The organism is Mycobacterium sp. NGS49 (genome assembly GCF_059812565.1).
In genome coordinates this window covers 59,876-80,130 of sequence record NZ_JCALCX010000025.1, presented here as the reverse complement: position 1 = coordinate 80,130, position 20,255 = coordinate 59,876, and the positions used below count along the sequence as shown (strand labels likewise).

10 protein-coding genes and 1 pseudogene are annotated in these 20,255 nt (G+C 70.7%); 9 read left to right on the top strand and 2 right to left on the bottom strand.

Features of this window, described 5'->3' with window-relative positions:
* Nucleotides 1-153 precede the first annotated feature (153 nt).
* On the top strand, nt 154-828 hold the full coding sequence (locus AC5Y7D_RS23095) for an O-methyltransferase (RefSeq protein ID WP_499928055.1): 675 nt from the start codon (nt 154-156) through the stop codon (nt 826-828).
* Between the two features lies 1 nt (nt 829).
* On the opposite strand, the gene AC5Y7D_RS23090 is transcribed toward AC5Y7D_RS23095, so the two are convergent.
* On the bottom strand, nt 830-3,436 hold the full coding sequence (locus tag AC5Y7D_RS23090; RefSeq protein ID WP_499928082.1) for a helix-turn-helix transcriptional regulator: 2,607 nt from the start codon (nt 3,434-3,436) through the stop codon (nt 830-832).
* 546 nt (nt 3,437-3,982) lie between these two features.
* Here AC5Y7D_RS23090 and AC5Y7D_RS23085 point away from each other — a divergent pair.
* The 7 genes and pseudogenes from AC5Y7D_RS23085 (at nt 3,983) to AC5Y7D_RS23055 (ending at nt 17,573) form a co-directional block, all read left to right on the top strand.
* Nucleotides 3,983-7,391 (top strand): annotated as a pseudogene (locus AC5Y7D_RS23085) (PE family protein).
* A 171-nt stretch (nt 7,392-7,562) separates the two neighbouring features.
* A complete protein-coding gene (locus AC5Y7D_RS23080; RefSeq protein WP_499928053.1) occupies nt 7,563-11,813 on the top strand; it encodes a PE family protein in 4,251 nt (1,416 codons plus the stop codon).
* Nucleotides 11,814-11,935: 122 nt separating this feature from the next.
* Nucleotides 11,936-12,574, top strand: a complete 639-nt coding sequence (locus tag AC5Y7D_RS23075; protein ID WP_499928052.1) for a TetR/AcrR family transcriptional regulator — start codon at nt 11,936-11,938, stop codon at nt 12,572-12,574.
* Nucleotides 12,564-13,490: an ABC transporter ATP-binding protein gene (locus AC5Y7D_RS23070; RefSeq protein WP_499928049.1), complete on the top strand. Its 927-nt coding sequence runs from the start codon at nt 12,564-12,566 to the stop codon at nt 13,488-13,490. The genes AC5Y7D_RS23075 and AC5Y7D_RS23070 overlap by 11 nt, the downstream gene beginning before the upstream one ends.
* Nucleotides 13,487-15,115, top strand: a complete 1,629-nt coding sequence (locus tag AC5Y7D_RS23065; protein WP_499928048.1) for an ABC transporter permease — start codon at nt 13,487-13,489, stop codon at nt 15,113-15,115. The genes AC5Y7D_RS23070 and AC5Y7D_RS23065 overlap by 4 nt, the downstream gene beginning before the upstream one ends.
* Entirely contained in the window at nt 15,112-15,786 is a 675-nt protein-coding gene (locus AC5Y7D_RS23060; RefSeq protein ID WP_499928046.1) for a methyltransferase family protein, read from the top strand. The genes AC5Y7D_RS23065 and AC5Y7D_RS23060 overlap by 4 nt, the downstream gene beginning before the upstream one ends.
* 110 nt (nt 15,787-15,896) lie before the next feature.
* Nucleotides 15,897-17,573 carry a CocE/NonD family hydrolase gene (locus tag AC5Y7D_RS23055; protein ID WP_499928044.1) on the top strand — a complete coding sequence of 559 codons (1,677 nt, stop codon included), beginning with the start codon at nt 15,897-15,899 and terminating at the stop codon, nt 17,571-17,573.
* Between the two features lie 86 nt (nt 17,574-17,659).
* Here the strand turns inward: AC5Y7D_RS23055 and glgC are convergent, their stop codons facing one another.
* A complete protein-coding gene (gene glgC, locus AC5Y7D_RS23050) occupies nt 17,660-18,874 on the bottom strand; it encodes a glucose-1-phosphate adenylyltransferase (RefSeq protein ID WP_499928042.1) in 1,215 nt (404 codons plus the stop codon).
* Nucleotides 18,875-19,066: 192 nt separating this feature from the next.
* Here glgC and glgA point away from each other — a divergent pair, with 192 nt between their 5' ends.
* Nucleotides 19,067-20,230 (top strand): glycogen synthase, encoded by a 1,164-nt coding sequence (glgA, locus tag AC5Y7D_RS23045; protein WP_499928040.1) that lies wholly within the window; start codon nt 19,067-19,069, stop codon nt 20,228-20,230.
* The last annotated feature ends 25 nt before the right edge of the window (nt 20,231-20,255 follow it).

The window sequence follows — 20,255 nt, the reverse complement described above, 5'->3', positions numbered from 1 at the left end:
CTTTGGCTGAGAAACCATACTGTTACCTGCGCTTTCCAGCAGTTATAGAGTTTGCTATGACCTCGGTCGCGGCGCTAGCCCCGGGCGTGTCGGCACCTTCTTGATCGGGCGCGCCTGAGCGACGGCGCTGCCGGTTCGGCATACTCTGCGGACATGGAGGGCACGTCCGGCACCAGTGACGACACCGGCCACCCGACCCGCAGCAGGGCCGATTCGCTGTTGACGCACGCGGAGCAGTCGATATCCGAAGACGCGATTCTGGCGGGTGCCCGCGAACGCGCCGTCGACAGTGGCGCCGGCGCAGTCACGCCGGCCGCCGGCGCGCTGCTGAGTCTGCTGGCCAAGCTGAGCGGCGGCAAGGCGGTCGCCGAGGTGGGCACCGGAGCGGGGGTCAGCGGGCTGTGGTTGCTCTCGGGCATGAGCGACGACGGCGTCCTGACCACCATCGACATCGAACCGGAGTATGTCCGGCTGGCGCGGCAGACCTTCGCCGAGGCGCACGTCGGACCGTCCCGTACCCGGCTGATCAGCGGGCGCGCGCAGGAAGTACTGACCCGGCTCGCCGACGACTCCTATGACCTGGTGTTCATCGATGCGGACCCGATCGACCAGCCGGAATATGTGGTGGAAGGGGTTCGACTGTTGCGGTCCGGCGGTGTCATCGTGGTGCACCGGGCCGCGCTGGGCGGGCGCGCGGGCGATCCCGAGGCACGCGATGCCGAGGTGGCCGCCGTGCGCGAGGCGGCCCGGCTGATCGCCGAGGACGAGCGGCTGACCCCGGCACTGATACCGCTCGGTGACGGGTTGTTGGCCGCGGTGCGCGACTGAATCAACGGTCGAACTGCTGGACGACCTTCGCCAATTCGGCGCGACTGGCGATGCCGGCCTTGCAGGTGGCGCGGTAGATGTGTCCTTCGACGGTGCGCACCGACAGCGATAGGGCCTCGCCGATCTCCCGGTTGGTCAGACCCTTCGACACCATCAGGGCGATCTCACGTTGGCGGTGGCTGAACGGGTAAGCAATCCGGGCCCCTGCCAGCGCCGGACTGGTAGCGCCACCGCAGCGTTTGGCCAGGCTCTCCGCGCGAGCGACGGCAGTCAGCGCGCTGCCCCGCCGGTCGGCCATGCGGTAGGCCGACGAGGAATGGGCGGCCGCGTCTGCGGCGGCGAGCAAATCACCCATCGCTTCGAAGTCCTCGGCGACGGCCTCGAGTTCCGCGGCCGCGTTGTCCGCGAGTGCCTTGACGTAGCGCGCGGCGACCGCTGCCCGCGGCCCCTCGACCAGGGTGGTCAGCTCGGCCAGCCGGTCGGCGACCGTGGTGTCGCAGAACTGGACCGCGGTCTGCAGGCAGAGGACTTCGCTGGCCAGGAGGCCGCGGCGACGGGCGAAGGACGCGGCCTGCCCGGCGATCTCGCGTGCACGCTCGCTCCGCCCCTGCGCCGCCGCGACCCAGGCCTGGGCCAGCAGGTAGGTGACCTCGATGTACAGCAAATGTGGGCGGCGGACCTCGGCGGCCCGTTCCAGCGCGCGCACCGCCTCTTCGACGTTCCCCGACCGCGCCAGCGCCGCGGTGTAGTGGGCCTGGAACCGGTATGTGTGGCCCATGATCAGGCCGAATTGACCGAGCTCGAGCTGGCCGGGATGCAGGCGCCGGCGTGCCGCCACCAGGTCACCGCGGGCCAGGGACACCGCGCCGATGGTGGCGGAGCAGAGCTGGCGCGCGATCGGCGCCATTTTCGCGCAGCGGCGCTGGGCCTGCTGGGCCACCTCGGCAGCTGCGGCGAGGTCTCCCGCGAGCACCAGCACCTGGGTGTGCAGCTTGGCATGGTTGGCCACGTTGAATCCGTCGCGCGCGCCGTCAAGCAGTCCCCAGCAGGCTGCCGCCTCGCGGCGCACCTCGCTGAGGTGCCCGCGCTCACCGTGGGCGAACGTCCGCATCCCCAGGCAGACGACGGCTCCGTAGTCGTCGAGCTGCTCGGGGTCGGCCGCGCTCAACGCTTCGATAGCCCCCACTGGGTCGGCGGTGAAGCCCAGGTGCAAGCCGCGCAATGTATTGAGCTGGTGGGCCCGGATGCCGGTAGAACCCTGCAACGCCCGGTCCACCAGGCGCAGAAATTCGTCCGGCGCGGCGAAGCCGAACAGCAGGTTCATCGCCATCAGGCTGAACTCGTCGAGGAAGTCGGTGCCGCGCAGTTCATCGGGGCGGATCCGGCTCAGTTCCCCATGCGCGTCGCCACTTCGGCCGAGCAGGAACAGGCAGTAGGCGTGCTGGAGTTTCGCCCCGATGCCGCCTCCGGCGTCGACGGCGGCCCGCGCGCAGCGTTCGGCGAACTCGATGTCGAGCTGCGCGGCGGCGACTTGCGCGGCCGCCAGGAAGACTTCTGCGTCGGGCGCCAGATCGGATTCGAGCCAAAGCAACCCGAGTTGGACCGGGTCGACCGGGGCGGTGTTCTGCGGGCTGGCCATTGCCGTGGCGAGGCGGCCGCGCAACCGACTACGGCGCAGCGGGCCGCACTGAGCAAGCCGGACAGCGGAATACAACGGGTGCGCGACCCGGATCACGTCGGGCGCTGCTTCGTCGGCGCGGATCAAGCCGAGCCGTTCGGCCTCAGCCGACGCCTCACGGTCAGCCAGCGAGGCCATTAAGGAACGGTTGATCGATCCCGCGACCACAACCAGATCGACGACCTCCTGCACCGATTCGGTCAGAGCCCCGAATTGCATCTGCACCAGATCGGACAACGACGGTGACATGGTCGGAGCCGCGCGCAACTTCCAAATACCCTGCTGTTCAACAAGATTGCCGAGGGCGCGTTCTTGAACTATCAGCTGAGTCAGGTACGCACAGTTACCACGAGTCAACTCCCACAGCTGCTCGGCACACTCGCCGCTGACCTGCCCACCCAATGCGCTCCGCACGACATCATCGCTTTGGGATTCGGACAGGGGCTGCAGATCGACGCGGTGCAGAACTCCTTCTTTCCATGGCTTGATCACCGCGTCGGGCAGCGGGCGGCTGCTGCGAACCGTCATCAGCACCTTGGCATTCCGCCGCTGCAGGAGGCTGAACACGACGAACGCCGACAGATTGTCCAGCAGGTGCGCGTCGTCGATGCTGATGAGGATCCGGTCAGATCCGCGGGCGCCAGTCATGGCCGCAACCACGTGGTTGGCAGCGTCGTGCGGATTTTCGGTTGTCCCACTTGACCATTCGGTGAAGGCGCCCAATGGGATCGCTTGCGCGGTGAGGCTGGCGGTCACTCGCTGGACGACCCAGCCGAGGGCCGTAGCCGCCGCGGCGGCTTCCTGAGCAAGCCGGGTCTTGCCCACCCCCGGATCCCCGACGACGAGGACGCCCCGGCAGTCGTCCGAGCCGAGTGCGTCGGCGATCACCTGGAGTTCGTCGCCCCGACCGATCAAGGGGCAGCTCACCATCACAGACTGAATGTAAGTTCTGGCGCTGACTCATGGTGGCGGTCCGGCGAATATTTCTTCGCATGACGTACCTATCCTGTTCGCTCTGGATCGCGCCCACCGATGCCCGTCAATCTTCCGCTGCTCCGCCGGACTGGGGTAGTTCGACTACCTGCGGCCGGGTGGGTGAGGTAATCGATTACGGGTCCCTCCCGGAAGGGGCCGTGCTGCGATTCGGATCCACGGTGTGCACTTGCGAGAAGGAAAGCCATGGCGTTTGTGATCGCGGCACCAGAGGCGTTGTCGGCGGCGGCGCTGGATCTACCTACGTAGTCACCGCCCTCAATGCCCGCAGCGAGAAGCTGCTGGCGGCAACGGCTACGCCCCCGCGGGCGGCGCTGCGGGGCGCGGGCATGTCCGGCACCGCGCGGCCTACTGAGGTAGTCCGATCGTGCCGGGGCGCCCGCGGTGAGGTAGTCAGCTACGGGCTCCTGCGGGTCCGAGTGATCGACGATGCCCCCGTTGGGAGTTTGTCGTGCGAGGTAACCCTGGTCGGGCGGAGGACAAATGTCGTCTTTTGTGATTGCGACGCCCGGGCATTTCGCCGCCGCCGCGGGCGACTTGGCCGTGGTCGGGGATGCGATTGGGGCGGCTCGCCTGACGGCCGCCCGCTCGACGACCCAGGTGCTGTCGGCAGCGGGCGATGAGGTGTCGGCAGCGATTGCCCAGCTGTTCGGCAATTATGGGCGGCAGTATCAGGTGCTGAGCGCTCAGGCGGCGGCGTTTCACGAACAGTTCGCGGCCGCTGTGCGCGGCGCCGGTGCAGCCTACGCCGCTGCCGAAACGACCAACGCCATCGAGCAGGACGTCCTCGGTGCGATCAACGCACCCGACTCAATGGCTGTTGGGGCGTCCCCTGATCGGTGATGGCGCCCACGGGGCGCCCGGGACCGGGCAGGACGGCAAGCCGGGCGGGTTGTTGTGGGGCAACGGCGGCAACGGCGGCTCGGGGGCGACCGGTCAGGCCGGTGGTCGGGGCGGCGACGCCGGCCTGCTGGGCAATGGCGGCAATGGGGGGCTCGGCGGAGCCGGCAATGGAGGGCAGGCGGGCCTCGCCGGGAGCGGCGCTGCCGGGGGGAGCGGCGGCAGCGGCGGCCATGGCGGGGCCGGGGGCAATGGTGGATTGCTGTTCGGGTACGGCGGCGCCGGCGGCAGCGGCGGCAATGGCGGCAATGGCGGCAATGGCGGCGCAGGGATGGCTGATACCGGCTCCGGCGGCGGCCATGGCGGTAACGGCGGCGACGGGGGGCGAGGTGGACTAGGCGGGGCCGGCGGCGCCGGCTCACTGTTCGGTCGCGCGGGCGTCGCCGGTCAGATCGGTAATGGTGGCGACGGCGGTGATGGTGGTGATGGAGCCGCCGCCACCACCGGGCCCGGCGGTTATGGAGGCAACGGAGGCACAAGCACCACAGGCATCGGTGGTGATGGGGGAAGGGGCGGCACAAGCACCGCAGGAATCGGCGGCAACGGTGGCAACGGTGGGGACGCGACTGCCGGCGGCATTGGCGGCAATGGCGGCAACGGCGCCTCGGGCCGCTTCGGCGGCAACGGCGGCAGCGGCGGCAACGGGGGCACGGGCGGCGACGGCGGTGACGGCGGAATCGGCACCACCGCCTCGGGCGGTGACGGCGGTAGTGGCGGCAGCGCAACCATTGCCGCCGGACACGGCAGCGCCATCGGAGGCAATGGCGGCCGAGGCGCCTGGGGCGAGACCCGCGGGGGCGACGGTGGCAGCGGGGGCGCCGCTGACAACCTGGCGACCGGGAACGCCGTCGGCGGCAACGGCGGCAACGGCGGCGGCAGCACCAGCCAGAACGGCGACGGCGGCGGCAATGGCGGCACCGGCGGCAGCGCAACCGTCGCGGCCGGAATGGGATTTGCCGCTGGCGGCAGCGGTGGCGACGGCGGAACCAGCGTCACCGGCGCCGGCGGCGCCGGCGGTGGTGGCGGCAGCGCAACCGTCGTGTCCGGCAGTGCAAACGCGATCGGCGGCGATGCGGGCAAAGGCGCCGGTGGTGCTTCTCGGGGAGGCAATGGCGGCACCGGAGGACAAGCAATCAACTACGGAACCGGTAATGCCGACGGCGGCCGGGGCGGCGACGCGAGCTTCGCCACCAGCGGCACCGGTGGTATGGGCGGCAATGGCGGAAGCGCATCCGTCGCGTGGGGCGGAATCGCCGTCGGGGGCGATGGCGGCAGCGGTGGTGACGGTGCGACCGGCGGGGGCAGCGGCGGCACCGGCGGCGCCGGGCTCAACTCCGGAACCGGAAACGCTTTCGGCGGCGCCGGCGGCAAGGGGGGTTTCAGTGGCACCGGAGCCGGTGGCGCAGGCGGTAGCGGCGGCAGTGCAACGATCGCCGGCGGCACCGGAAACGCCGCCGGTGGCAGCGGAGGCACCGGCGGCAACAGCGCAACAGCGGTCGGTGGGTACGGGGGTGAGGGCGGCGGCGCTTCCGTCCAAGTCGGCGACGGAAACGCCATTGGCGGCAGGGGCGGCCAGGGCGGCGTCGGCGCTACCGGCGGAGGCATCGGCGGGACCGGAGGGGAAGGGAGCAATTACGGCGCCGGGAACGCCATCGGGGGCGGCGGCGGCACCGGCGGCAACATCGGCAACAGCGGGCTCAGCCCCAGCGCCGCCGCGGGCAACGGCGGCACCGGCGGCGCCGGCCAAACCTACGGCGCCGGAAACGCCACCGGCGGCAACGGCGGCCGGGGCGGCAACGGGTATACCGGCGGCAACGGCGGCACCGGCGGCGCCGGCCGAACCTTCGGAGCCGGGAACGTCAACGGCGGCGATGGAGGCAACGGCGGCAACGGTACGACGGGCATCGGGGGCGACGGCGGCACCGGCGGCAGCGCCACCAACCTCTCGGGAACCGGCGCCGGAAACGCCACGGGCGGCGAAGGCGGCGGCGGTGGTGCCGGCGGCAAGGGCGGCGGAGGCGGCAGCGGATACACCAATGGGATCGGCAACGCGACCGGCGGCAACGGCGGGGACGGCACCTCCTACGGCGGCGACGGCGGCAGCGGGACCCGCTTCGCCTCGGCCGGCAGCGGTATCGCCCTCGGCGGCGACGGCGGCAACGGCGCCGTTGGAGGAGCCGGGGGCCGGGGCCTTGCCTTCTCCGGTGACGCCCGTGGCGGCACGGGCGGGACCGGCACTTCGGTCGGCGGAGTGGGCGGCGAGGCCTTGAGTGGCGGAGCCGGAAACGCGGTCGGCGGTGACGGCGGTGATGGAGCCGCGGCCAGCGGCGGAAAAGGCGGCAACGGCGGGCAAGCCACCAATACCGGAACCGGAGATGCCATCGGCGGCGCCGGCGGCGATGGCGGCGACCGCTCGGGCGGCAACGGCGGCAACGGCGGTAAAGGCGGTAAAGCGACCGTCATGCCTCCCTACGGGGGGTCGGCTGGACCCGGCAGCGCGACGGGCGGATCTGGGGGCAACGGCGGCGACGGCGGCACCGGTGGCAACGGCGGCGACGGCGGTATGGCGTCCACCTCGGGCAGCGGGGACGCCACCGGCGGCCGGGGCGGAAGCGGCGGCGCTGGCACCGCCGGAGATGGCGGTGCCGGCGGCGCCGGGGGCGCCGGATCCATCGATGCCGTTGACTCCACCGGCACCGCGACCGGCGGCGGCGGCGGGGACGGGGCAGATGCATTTGGCGACGGCGGCCGCGGCGGCAGCGGCGGTCAAGCAAGCAACCGCGGAGGCGGATCCACCGCCGGCGGCGCCGGCGGGAACGGCGGCGACGGGCTGGAAGACAGCAGCAACGGTGGAGACGGTGGCGCAGGAGGCGACGCGAAGGCAGTCGCCACGGGTCTGGCCACGGCGGGCGTGGGCGGCGACGCCGGGCAGGGCGGACCGAGCGGTACGGGCGGTTCACCAGGCTCGAGCGGAACGGTCAGCGCCCTCTAGCTGGGGCCACACGATCCAGTCGCGATCGGTGCGGCACCTCAAGTGCCGGTGTGGGGTAGTCCGCCGGGTCCCCGCGGGTGCAGATGGGGTAGCCGGCTACGGGCCCGCCTACGCGTTCGCTCACTGACGATGCGAGCGGTCGGAATTTCATCGTCGTCATAGGGGCTGCAGATGTCGTCTTTTGTGATCGCGGCGCCCGGGCTCATGGCGGCCGCCGCGCAGGACTTGACCGGGATCGAGCAGGCGGTGGGGGCCGCCAATGCGATGGCGGCCGGTTTTACGACACGTGTGCTGGCCGCGGCCGAGGATGAGGTGTCGGCAGCGATCGCGAGGTGGTTCGGCAACTACGGCTACGAGTACCAGGCGCTGAGCGGCCAGGCGGCGGCGTTTCAAGCCCAGTTCGTGCGGGCCCTGGATGCCGCCGCGGGGGCCTATGCGGAAGCCGAGGCGAGCACCGCGACTCAGTTGCGGGTCCTGGGGGACACCTTTGGCGCGATCAACGCCCAAACCCGGGCTGTGCTGGGCAGACCCCTGATCGGCGATGGGGCTGACGGGACCGCCGCCCACCCCAACGGTGAGGCCGGCGGGCTGATCTACGGCAACGGCGGCAATGGATACTCCGTGGCAGCCGGTGCTGCTGGTGGTAAGGGTGGGGCAGCAGGGCTCATCGGCAACGGCGGTGCGGGCGGCAGCGGCGGCAGCGGGGCCGTCGGCGGTGCTGGCGGTCGCGGCGGATGGCTCTACGGCGCGGGTGGGGCCGGCGGCAATGCCGGCACCGGCGGCAACGGCGGAAGCGGCGGAGCTGCCGGGCTGCTCGGCACCGGCGGAGCAGGCGGCAACGCTGCTGCTGGCGGTGTCGGAGGCGCCGGCGGTCACGGCGGATGGCTCTACGGCACGGGCGGAGCCGGCGGCAACGGCGCACACGGCGGTAACGGTGGCGCGGCCGGACTGCTCGGCACCGGCGGAGTCGGCGGCGACGCCGCCGCGTCCGGTGCCGGCGGTCGCGGGGGGGACGGCGGTAATGGTGGATGGCTCTACGGCGACGCCGGAGCGGGCGGCAACGGTGGTGACCGTGGCAACGCCGGCAACGGCGGAGCTGCCGGCTTGATCGGTAACGGCGGAGCCGGCGGGCTCGGCGGTGACGACGGCGGCAGTGGCGGCCACGGCGGTAGGGGTGGCTTGCTCTATGGCAGCGGCGGGGACGGCGGAGCCGCCAGGTTTAGCGGCAACGGCGGAGACGGCGGCAGCGGCGGGCTCGTCTATGGCTCCGGCGGGGCCGGAGGCGACGGTGGGGCCGCAACCATCGACGGCGGTCACGGCGGCGACGGTGGTACCGGCGGCCATGGCGGGCTGCTGTTCGGCAACGGCGGCGCCGGCGGGGCGGGTGGCTCAGGCTTCGCCGGCGCCCCCGGCGCCACTTCGGTAGCTCCCGGCCTCGTCGGCGGCGCGGGCCAGGCAGGCGGCTCCGGCGGCGCCGGCGGGGCCGGCGGGGCGGCCGGGCTGATTTTCGGTAGCGGGGGTAATGGCGGGGTTGGCGGCTCCGGCGCTGACGGAGGCGACGGCGGTGCCGGCGCAGTCGGCGCCAAGGGCGGCCTGGGCCTGGCCGGTGGGAGTGGCGGAGACGGCGGCCGCGGTGGAGATGGCGGTGCGGGCGGTCGCGGCGGCACGGCTGGCCGGGGCGGCTATTGGGGACAGGGGCAGGCGGGCATCGCCGGTGACGGCGGCGGCGCAGGCAACGGCGGCAACGGTGGGGCTCCCGGCAACGGCGGCGCCGGGGGTCAGGGGCGTGTCATCGGCGGTATCGCTGGTGCCGGCGGGGCGGGGGGTGGCGGCGGCAACCCCGGGGCCGGCGGTGCCGCCGGGATCGGCGGCGAGGCCGGGGGCGCCGGCGGTATGGCCGGCGCGAACGGTACCGCTGGTCAGCTGGTCAGCACCGGCGGCAACGGGGGCAACGGAGGTGACGGCGCTGATGCTGTCAACTTCGGTGGGGCCGGTGGGGCCGGCGGGGCCGGCGGCAACGGCGGGGCAGTCGGCAACGGTGGCGACGGCGGGGCCGGCGGCGATGGAAAGCTCGGCGCGACAGGCATGTCCGGCAGCCAAGGCGCTTTGGCTAGCGGCCCTGGTGCTGACGGCGGTAGCGGCGGCATCGGCGCCACCGGCGGGATCGGCGGCGTAGGTGGTGCCGGGGGGGCGGGCGGTAGCGGTGGATCTTTGTCCGGAAACGGTGGCAATGGCGGGGCCGGCGGGGCCGGCGGCAATGGCGGGGTCGGCGGTGGCGGCGGTGCCGGCGCCGCTGGCGCCAATGGCCCGAGTTTCGTTGGCACTCCGGTCGCTCCTGGCGGAAACGGCGGCATCGGCGGCGACGGTGGCCTGGGTGGAGCCGGCGGGGCCGGGGGTGCTGGCGGCGCAGGCGGCATAGCCCTGGCCTCATCCGGCCAGGCCGGCAACCACGGCGCCGGTGGGGTCGGGGGCAACGGTGGTCTAGGCGGGGCCGCCGGCGCCGGCGGTAAGGGCGGCAATGGCTACTTCGGAGGCGACGGAGGCGACGGCGGCGACGGCGGCGACACTGGCGTCGGCGGGGCCGGCGGCTACAGCGGTAATGGCACATACGCGCAGAGCGGCGTCGCGCCCAGCAGCAATGTGGGCGGGACCCGCGGCAACGGCGGCAACGGTGGCAACGGCGGCAACGCGACCGCCCCCGGCGGCCAAGGTGGCCACGGCGGGGACGGCGGCGACGCCGGGACGGTCGGCGACGGCGGCAAAGGCGGCACAGGGGGTGCCGGTGCAGTGGGCAGCGCTGGCATCTCAGGGACGTCGGGCACTCCAGGTGCTTTCGGTGGCGGTGACGGAGGTTCCGGTGCCACCGGTGGCATCGGCGGCGACGGCGGCGATGGCGGCGACGGCGGCCGCGGCGGTCGCGGTGGGTCGGTGTCCGGCAACGGCGGCAGAGGCGGCGACGGCGGGGTCGGCGGCACCGGCGGGGTCGGCGGGGTCGGCGGAGACGGGGCCCACGGCTCCGACGGCTCGCCCATCGGCTTTGGTGATGGTTCCCTGCATCTCGACGGGGGGGCCGGTGGATTCGGCGGTGACGGCGGGACTGGCGGGGCCGGCGGGGCCGGCGGCAACGGTGGAGCAGGCGGTGCCGCACTGGCAGCATCCGGCCAGGCCGGGACGCACGGCGTCGGCGGGGTCGGAGGCGGTGGTGGTCTCGGTGGGGCTGCCGGCAGTGGCGGGAACGGTGGCCACGGCGTCGGCAGTTTCGTCGGCTTCGGCGCAAGCAATCCCGGCGGTACTGGTGGCGCCGGCGGTGACGGTGGTAACCCGGGACTCGGCGGGGCCGGCGGTGCCGGCGGCCACAGCGGCAATGGCGCCTACGCCAGTAGCGGTACCAGTGGCAGCAATGACGGGCCCGGGACCGGGGGCAACGGTGGCGACGGCGGCAACGGCGGCGCTGGCAGCAATGGCACCAAGGGCGGCAACGGAGGAGCCGGCGGCCACGCCGGGACGGTCGGAAACGGCGGCGACGGTGGAGACGGCGGCACCGGCGGCAACGGTGGGGGTGGAGCTTTTGTCACCGACAGCACCGGCGTGGCCGGTGGCACTGGTGGCCACGGGGGCGCAGGCGGAACCGGCGGAACGGTCTCGGGTAACGGTGGTGACGGCGGCAACGGTGGAGTCGGCGGCAGCGGCGACAAAGGCACCACCGGCAGCAAAGGCATCACTGGCGTCAATGGCAGCAGCGGCGACAACGGCGGCACCGGCGGCGCCGGCGGCAACGGAGGCAACGGAGGCGCCCCCGGCGCGGCCCTGGCATCCTCGGGCACCCACGGCAGCCCCGGCGGCGGCGGCCAGGGCGGCAACGGCGGCACCGGCGGCACCGGCGGCAACGGCGCCACCGGCCCCGCAGGCAACAGCGGCCTCGGCGGCACCGCGGGACTGCCCGGCGGGGCTGGCGGCGACGGCGGCAACGGCGGCGTTGGCGGCAACGGTGGCAACGGCGCCACCGGCCTGACGCCGGGCGTACACGGCAAGGCTGGTGCCGGCGGCAACGGGGGTCTCGGCGGCGCGGCGGGTGCCGGCGGTGACGGCGGTGCAGGCGGCAGCGGCGCTTTCGGTCAGCTGGGCGGCGGTGACGGCGGCACCGGCGGCAGCGGCGGTGACGGCGGAGCCGGCGGAAACGGCGGCACCGTCACCGACGGCGCTTCCACTTTCTACGACAACAAGGGCGGCAACGGCGGCAACGGCGGCAGAGGCGGTGACGGCGGCGACGGCGCCGACGCCCTTGGCGGGATCGCCCCGCCCTCTAGCGGCGGCAGCGCCGGTAGCGGCGGCAGCGGCGGCAGCGGCGGCAGTGGCACCACCACCGGGGCACCCGGGGGCTCTGGCGGCAGCGGCAAGGTCGGCGCTAAAGGCGCCGTGTAGCGGACAGGGCGGGATGCCGCCGACGCCGGCACCGCGTCCCCGTGTCAAGACGCGGGGTGAGCTCCACTCCTTCTACAACGCCATTCTTGCGCCGCGCTGAACGAGCGTTTAATGTACTGAACATGCGTTCAGCCGACTTGACTGCGCCGGCCCGGATCCGGGATGCGGCCATCGAGCAGTTCGGTGAGCACGGTTTCGGTGTTGGAGTCCGCGCGATCGCCGAAGCCGCCGGAGTCAGCGCAGCACTGGTCATCCACCACTTCGGTTCCAAAGACGGCTTGCGCCAGGCCTGCGACGAATACGTCGCCGAGGAGATCCGCAGCGGCAAGTCCGCGGCGATGCAGTCCAACGACCCGGCGACCTGGTTGGGGCAAATGGCCGAGATCGAGTCCTACGCGCCGCTGATGTCCTACCTGGTACGCAGCATGCAGTCCGGCGGTGAACTGGCGAACATGTTGTGGCGGCGGATGATTGACAACGTCGAGGCGTACATGGAGGAAGGCGTACGCGCCGGTACCGTCAAGCCCAGCCGCGACCCGCAGGCCCGGGCGCGATATCTGGCCATCACCGGAGGCGGCGCCTTCCTGCTCTATCTGCAGATGCACAAGACCCCCACCGATCTGCGCGCAGTCCTGCGCGACTACGCCCGTGACATGGTGCTGCCCGCCCTCGAGCTCTATTCCGAGGGCCTGCTGACCGACCGCACCATGTACGACGCGTTCCTCGACCAAGCGAACGAAGGAGATTCCCATGTCGGCTGATCAGGCACCCATCGAGGTTCAAGGCCTCATCAAGAGCTTCGGCAATGTCCGGGCACTCGACGGCCTCGACCTGACCGTGCATGAAGGCGAGGTGCACGGCTTCCTCGGCCCCAACGGCGCCGGCAAGTCCACCACCATTCGCGTCCTGCTCGGCGTGGTCAAGGCCGACGCCGGAAAGGTGCGCCTGCTGGGCGGTGACCCGTGGAACGACGCGGTCCGGTTGCACCGTCAAATCGCTTATGTCCCAGGCGATGTCACTCTATGGCCATCATTGACCGGTGGTGAGACCATCGACCTGCTGGGCCGCATGCGGGGGGGCATCGACCAGGAGTTGCGGACGGAGCTGATCGAGCGCTTCGAGTTCGACCCGCACAAGAAGGTTCGTACCTACTCAAAGGGCAATCGCCAGAAGGTATCTCTGATTTCCGCGTTCTCGTCCCGGGCCAGGCTGCTGCTACTCGACGAGCCGACCAGCGGGCTGGACCCGTTGATGGAGAACGTCTTTCAGCAGTGCGTGACAGAAGCACGCCGGCGTGGCGTCACGGTGCTGTTGTCCAGCCACATCCTTGCCGAGACCGAAGCCCTGTGCGAGCGGGTGACCATCATCCAAGCGGGACGGACGGTCGAGAGCGGTTCGCTGGAGTCCATGCGTCATCTCAGCCGTACTTCGATCAAAGCGGAGTTGATCGGCGACCCGGGCGATATCACCCGGATCAAGGGTGTCGCGGACGTCAGCGTCGAAGGCAACACGCTGCGGGCTCAGGTCGACAGCGACAGCCTCGGTGAACTGATCCGGGTGCTCGGTGACGCCGGCGTGCGCAGTCTGATCAGCCAGCCGCCCTCCCTCGAGGACTTGTTCATGCGGCACTACAGCACCGCGGCGGCCCACGACGGGCAGGAGGTGGTGGTGCGATGAGCACGGCGTTACGCGAACGTCCTGCCGTTGCGCCGCAACGCGGTTCGAATTTCACCGGAACATTCCAATTGTTGCGGCTTTACCTGCGCCGTGACCGGGTCGTCTTGCCGCTGTGGGTGCTTCTGCTGTCGGTCCCGCTGGCAAGCGTGTACATCACCAGCATCGAAAAGGTCTATTCCACCGAGGCCGAACGGGCCGGATTCGCGGCCTCCATCATGGCGAGTCCGGCGCAGCGAGCGCTTTACGGTCAGATCTACAACACCAGCCTCGGTGCGGTCGGCATCTGGAAAGCCGGCATGTTCCATACGCTGATCGCAGTAGCGGTCATTCTCACCGTCATTCGCCACACCCGGGCCGACGAGGAAACCGGCCGCGCCGAACTGATCGATTCGACCGCCGTCGGCCGCCACGCAAGCCTGACCGCCGCGCTGCTGCTGTCGTTCGGGGCTTCCATGGCGACGGGGTTGATCGGCGCCGCGGGACTGCTTACCACCGATGTCGCGCCGGGCGGGTCGCTGGCATTCTGCGCGGCGCTGGCCGCATCGGGTCTGGTCTTCACCGCCGTGGCGGCGGTGACCGCTCAGCTCTCACCGAGCGCCCGGGTTGCCCGTGGCCTTGCGTTCGCGGTGCTGGGCGTCACGTTCACCCTGCGCGCCGTCGGTGACGCCGGATCGGGCGCCCTGTCGTGGTTGTCGCCGCTGGGGTGGTCGCTGCAGGTCCGTCCTTATGCCGGCGATCGCTGGTGGGTGCTGCTGTTGCATCTGGTCACGACGATGGTGCTGACAGCCGCGGCATACCGGTTGCTGGCCGGCCGCGACGTCGGCGCCGGATTGTTCGCCGAACGCGCCGGCCGCGGTACCGCCTCAGCAGCGCTCGGTGGCGTTTTCGGCCTGGCGTGGCGCCTTGATCGCGGCGCGCTGCTGGTGTGGACGGTGGGCCTGGTGTTGTACGGCGTGCTGATCGGAAGCGTGGCGCACGGCATCGGGGACGAACTGGGCGGGGCGTCGGCTCGCGACATCGTTGCCCGGATGGGCGGCACCAGTGCGCTGGAGCAGGGTTTCATCACCGTGGGATACGTGATGTTGGGCATGATCGCCGCCGCGTTCGCAATCTCGTTGTCGCTTCGGGTGCACCAGGAGGAGACCAGTCAGCGCGCCGAGACCCTGCTGGCCGGCTCCGTTCCGCGGTACCGGCTGCTGGCCAGTCATCTACTGATGGCGTTGGGCGGATCGACGTTTGCGATTGTGCTCTCCGGGTTGGCCGGCGGGCTGGTCTACGGCATGGCGGCCGGTGACGTGGCCGCGAAGTTGCCGATGGTCGTGGGCACGGCCGCGGTCCAGCTGCCCTCCGTGTGGCTGTTGTCGGCGGTGACCGTCGTGCTGTTCGGTCTAGCACCACGATTCACACCGGTCGCATGGGGTGTACTGGTCGGTTTCGTCACGCTGTATCTGCTCGGCTCCCTGTCGGGATCACCGCAGTGGCTGCTCGACCTGGAACCGTTCGCGCATATCCCGCACGTCGGCGACGACTTCACCGCAGCGCCGCTGCTCTGGCTGCTGGCCATCGACGTGGCTTTGATTGCTCTGGGCGTCAAGGCGTTTCGTCGCCGCGACATCCGGTCATGAACGTCGGCCGCAAGGCCGCCGGGTCACACCTGTACGCGGTTGTCCTGTACGGCGCGCTGGTGTTCATCCCCGCGGGAACGGTGCACTACTGGCAGGGATGGGTGTTCGTGGCCATCGCGATGACCGCAACGATCACCTCCACCGTCTGGTTGGCGGTGACCAATCCGGCGGCACTGCAACGCCGCATGCGGGGTGGTCCTCGTGCGGAACCCCGGCCGGCGCAGAAGGTGCTCGTCACCGGTCTGTTCCTGTCCTCCATGGCCGCGATGGCGTTCAGCGCCTTCGACCATCGCATGGGGTGGTCATCGGTTCCGGCGTGGGTGTCGGTGATCGGCGACGTCCTCGTCGCGGCCGGGCTGGGTGTGGCGTTGCTGGTGGTCGTCCAAAACGGTTATGCCGCAGCCACGATCACGGTGGAAGAGGGCCAGACCCTGGTCACCGACGGCCTTTACGGTTGGGTTCGGCACCCGATGTACAGCGGCTCGCTGCTCATGATGGTGGGTATCCCGCTGGCGCTTGGGTCGTACTGGGGTCTGCTGACCGTCATCGCGGGGGCCGTCGCGCTGGTGCTGCGGATCCGCGACGAGGAGGCAATGCTCAACGCCGAGCTGGCGGGATACCGCGAATACAGCCGGCGGGTGCGCTACCGGCTGCTCCCCCACGTCTGGTAACCCACTCACCCCCTCCCGCGAGCAGTCGCAAACTCACCGCGGAGCAGGCGTTCCGACGCGACTTTGCGTCTGCTCGCGCAGGGAAAGGGGCGCGCGTCTAAGGTGGCGGCGTGGCCCGAGACCCGGCACCTGCCCTGGACCGGCCCTGGCGACGTCCCGGCGCCGCACGGTATGCGTTGGACCGGCTTCGCGGTATCGCCCGGCCGCCGGTCACTGTCACCGATCCGCCCTCGGACCTGGTCGTCGAGCGCGACGTCGAGGTGCCTACCCGCGATGGAACGGTGTTGCGGATCAACGTCTTTCGCAGCGGCGAGCCCGCACCGGTCATCGTCAGCATCCACCCGTACGGCAAGGACGAGCTGCCACGTCGGCGCCGCAGCCGCTGGACATTCTCCGCGCAATTCCGCGCTCTGCGCCAACCGAAACCGCTGACCTTCTCGGCGCTGACCGGCTGGGAGGCGCCGGACCCGGCATGGTGGACCGCGCAGGGTTTCGCCGTCGTCAATGCCGACGCGCGCGGTTGCGGGCACTCGGACGGCACCGGCGAATTGCTGTCCCAGCAGGAGGCCGAGGACACCTACGACCTGGTGCAGTGGGTCGCCGAGCAGCCGTGGAGCGACGGTCGCGTGGTCATGCTGGGGGTGTCGTACCTGGCGCTGAGCCAATACGCGGTCGCTGCCCTGCAGCCCCCGGCCCTGCGCGCGATCTGTCCGTGGGAGGGCTTCACCGACGCCTATCGCGACCTGACCTTCCCCGGGGGAATCCGGGAATTCGGTTTCACCAGATTGTGGTCGCGGATCTTGGCGACTCGGACCCGCCAGGCCTACAGCCTGCAGCAGCTGCAAGACGAGCATCCGTTGCGCGACGACACCTGGGGGGCGTTGGCACCCGATCTGCCGTCCATCACGGTGCCGATGTTGGTCTGCGGCAGCTTCTCGGACAACAACATGCACGGCCGCGGCTCGGTCCGGGCCTTCACGCGGGCCGGCTCCCGCCACAGCCGGCTGTACACCCACCGCGGCGGCAAATGGGAGCAGTTCTATTCCCGGGAAGGGCTGGCCGAACAACTGCGGTTTTTCAACGGGGTGCTCGACGGCGCGCCGGAGTCCCGCAGTGTGCGCCTCGAGGTGCGAGAGGACCGCGACACCGTCACCTCGGTGCGCGACGAGAGCGAATGGCCGCTCGCCCGAACCCGGTGGCGGCGGCTGTATCTGGCCGGGCCCGGGACACTGGCCAAGGAACCGCCGAGCAGTGCGGGCAGTATCACGTTCGAGACCCATTCTCGGGCAGCGGCTTTCAGCTTGACGATCCCGCGGGACATCGAGCTGACCGGCCCCATGGCGGCCCGGCTCTGGGTTCAGTTGGACGGCTTCGACGACGCCAACATCTTTGTAGGAGTGGAGAAGTGGCGCGACGGGCGCTACGTCGGATTCGAAGGGTCCTACGGGTACGGCCGCGACCGGGTCACCAGCGGCTGGCAGCGGGTGTCGCTGCGCGCCCTCGACGCCGAACTCTCCAAGCCCTGGGAACCGGTCCCGGCCTGTGACCGCCGGCAGCCGGTGCGACCGGGCGAGGTGCTTGCTCTGAATGTGGCGTTAGGGCCGTCCGCGACGTTGTTCCGCGCGGGCGAGCAGTTGCGCTTCGTGGTGGCCGGGCGCTGGTTATGCCCGCGCAATCCGCTCACCGGCCAGTTCCCGGCGGCATACCCCGACCCCCCGCGCGGTCTGGTGACATTGCGTTGGGGCCCACGCTATGACGCGCACCTACTGGTCCCAGAGATCTCCTAGTCGGCGCGGCGAGCAGTCGCAAAATCGCACGTTCGCCTGCTAAAACATGCGATTTTGTGTCTGCCCGCGAGAGTGGGGGCTGCCCGCTAGATCCAGACGCCCTTACCCACCGCGACCACGCCCCCCGCGCTGATCGCGAAACGCTCGCGGTCCTTGTCCAGGTCCACGCCGACCATCTCGCCGGGGCCGACGACAACGTTCTTGTCCAGGATCGCGTGCCGCACCACTGCGCCGCGACCGACGCGCGCCCCCGGCATGATCACACTTCCCTCGACGATCGCGCCGTCGTCCACCACCACATTCGATGACAGCACCGAATTGCGCACCGAGGCCGCCGAAATAATGCTCCCCGCTCCCACGACGGATTCCTGCGCCGATCCCCCGTTGACGAACTTCGCCGGTGCCAGATTCTCCGACTCTCCGCGGATGGGCCAGCGCTTGTTGTACAGGTTGAACACCGGGTGTACCGACACCAGGTCCATGTGCGCGTCGTAGAACGCATCCAGTGTCCCCACGTCGCGCCAGTAGGCCCGGTCGCGATCGGTGGCACCCGGTACCTCGTTGTCGCTGAAGTCGTACACCGCGGCCATCCCGTCGGACACCAGTCGCGGGATGATGTCACCGCCCATGTCGTGGTCGGAGTGGTCGTCATCGGCATCCGCACGGATCGCGTCGATCAGCACCTTGGTGGTGAAGATGTAATTGCCCATCGACACGAAGGTGCTGCCGGGATCGTCGGGAGTGCCCGGCGGGTCGATCGGCTTCTCCACGAAATCGCGGATCCGGCCCGACTCGTCGGCGTCGATGCAGCCGAAGGCGCTGGCGTCCGTGCGCGGCACCCTGATGCCGGCCACCGTTGCTCCGGCTCCGCTGTCGATGTGGAAGCGCACCATCTGCTCGGGATCCATCCGGTACACGTGGTCGGCGCCGAATACCACGATGTAGTCGGGGTCTTCGTCGTGGATCAGGTTGAGCGACTGGTAGATGGCGTCAGCCGAGCCGGTGTACCAACGAGGTCCCAGTCGCTGCTGCGCGGGGACCGGGGTGATGTACTCGCCGGCCAGACCCGACAGTCGCCAGTTCTGAGAGATGTGGCGGTCCAGAGAGTGCGACTTGTACTGCGTGAGCACGCATATCCGCAGGTAGCGGGCGTTGACCAGGTTCGACAACACGAAGTCGATGAGCCGGTAGGCCCCGCCGAATGGAACCGCCGGTTTGGCCCGGTCGGCAGTCAGAGGATAAAGCCGCTTGCCCTCGCCACCGGCCAGCACGATGCCGAGCACGTGCGGCGCTTCCCTCATGGCTCAAACCTATCGGCAGCTACTCAGCGCTGCCACCGGTAGGCCCCCGATTGTCGATCCGGTGGGCAACCAGCCAGTCAGGTCCGTTGGGCCCGGTCCGGCGGGACCGGCGGCACGCGGCGACGGCCACCCCGTCCAGTTTCCCACCGGCCCGATATGCGGGCCGCCTCGTCGCCAAACTAACGTGCGGGTATGCGGGTGGCGATGATGACTCGGGAATATCCACCGGAGGTCTACGGCGGAGCCGGCGTACACGTCACCGAACTGGTATCCCAATTGCGCAGGCTGTGCGCCGTCGACGTGCACTGCATGGGTTCCGACCGGCCCGGCGCCATCGCGCACCAGCCCGACCCGCGCCTAAGTGCCGCCAACGCGGCACTGTCCACCCTCTCGGCGGACCTGATGATGGCCTACGCCGCCAACGCTGCCACCGTCGTGCACTCGCACACCTGGTACACCGGCCTGGCCGGACATCTGGCCAAGCTGCTCTACGGCGTGCCGCACGTGCTGACCGCACATTCGCTGGAACCGATGCGGCCGTGGAAGGCCGAGCAGCTCGGCGGCGGCTACCACGTGTCCTCCTGGGTCGAACACACCGCTGCGCTGGCCGCCGACGCGCTCATCGCCGTCAGCTCCGGCATGCGGGACGACATTCTGCGGGTCTACCCCACCGTCGACCCCAATGCGGTGCACGTCATCCGCAACGGGATCGACACCGAGTTCTGGCACCCCGCCGGCCCCGTGCACACCGGCTCGGTGCTCCACGAACACGGGGTCGACCCGAACCGGCCCATCGTCGCCTTCGTCGGACGCATCACGCGGCAGAAGGGCGTCCCGCACCTGGTCGCGGCCGCGCACCAGTTCAGTCCGGACATTCAGCTGGTGCTGTGCGCAGGGGCGCCCGACACCCCCGAGATCGCGGAGGAAGTGCGCTCTGCGGTCGCCAGACTGGAACGCAGCCGCACCGGGGTGTTCTGGATACGCGACATGCTCCACAAAACCAAGTTGCGTGAGATCCTTACGGCCGCAGATGTTTTCGTGTGCCCCTCGGTGTACGAGCCATTGGGCATCGTCAATCTGGAGGCGATGGCCTGCGCGACGGCGGTGGTCGCCTCCGACGTCGGTGGCATACCCGAGGTGGTGGCGGACGGCGTCACCGGATCATTGGTGCATTACGACGCCGAGTACGCCGACGCCTTCGAGGCACGGCTGGCCGAGGCGGTCAACGCGCTGGTCGCCGATCCTGCAAAAGCGCAACAGTACGGCCACGCGGGTCGTCAACGCTGTATCGAGGAATTCTCGTGGACACACATCGCCGAGCAGACGCTGGACATCTACCGGAAGGTCTGTGCGTGAAGCAGACGGGTCAACCGCCCGCAGG

Excerpts from the sequence above, each read along its gene's own strand:
- AC5Y7D_RS23095 (WP_499928055.1), top strand. The coding sequence starts at position 154 with ATGGAGGGCACGTCCGGCACCAGTGACGACACCGGCCACCCGACCCGC.
- AC5Y7D_RS23090 (WP_499928082.1), bottom strand. The coding sequence starts at position 3,436 with ATGGTGAGCTGCCCCTTGATCGGTCGGGGCGACGAACTCCAGGTGATC.
- AC5Y7D_RS23080 (WP_499928053.1), top strand. The coding sequence starts at position 7,563 with ATGTCGTCTTTTGTGATCGCGGCGCCCGGGCTCATGGCGGCCGCCGCG.
- AC5Y7D_RS23075 (WP_499928052.1), top strand. The coding sequence starts at position 11,936 with ATGCGTTCAGCCGACTTGACTGCGCCGGCCCGGATCCGGGATGCGGCC.
- AC5Y7D_RS23070 (WP_499928049.1), top strand. The coding sequence starts at position 12,564 with ATGTCGGCTGATCAGGCACCCATCGAGGTTCAAGGCCTCATCAAGAGC.
- AC5Y7D_RS23065 (WP_499928048.1), top strand. The coding sequence starts at position 13,487 with ATGAGCACGGCGTTACGCGAACGTCCTGCCGTTGCGCCGCAACGCGGT.
- AC5Y7D_RS23060 (WP_499928046.1), top strand. The coding sequence starts at position 15,112 with ATGAACGTCGGCCGCAAGGCCGCCGGGTCACACCTGTACGCGGTTGTC.
- glgC (WP_499928042.1), bottom strand. The coding sequence starts at position 18,874 with ATGAGGGAAGCGCCGCACGTGCTCGGCATCGTGCTGGCCGGTGGCGAG.
- glgA (WP_499928040.1), top strand. The coding sequence starts at position 19,067 with ATGCGGGTGGCGATGATGACTCGGGAATATCCACCGGAGGTCTACGGC.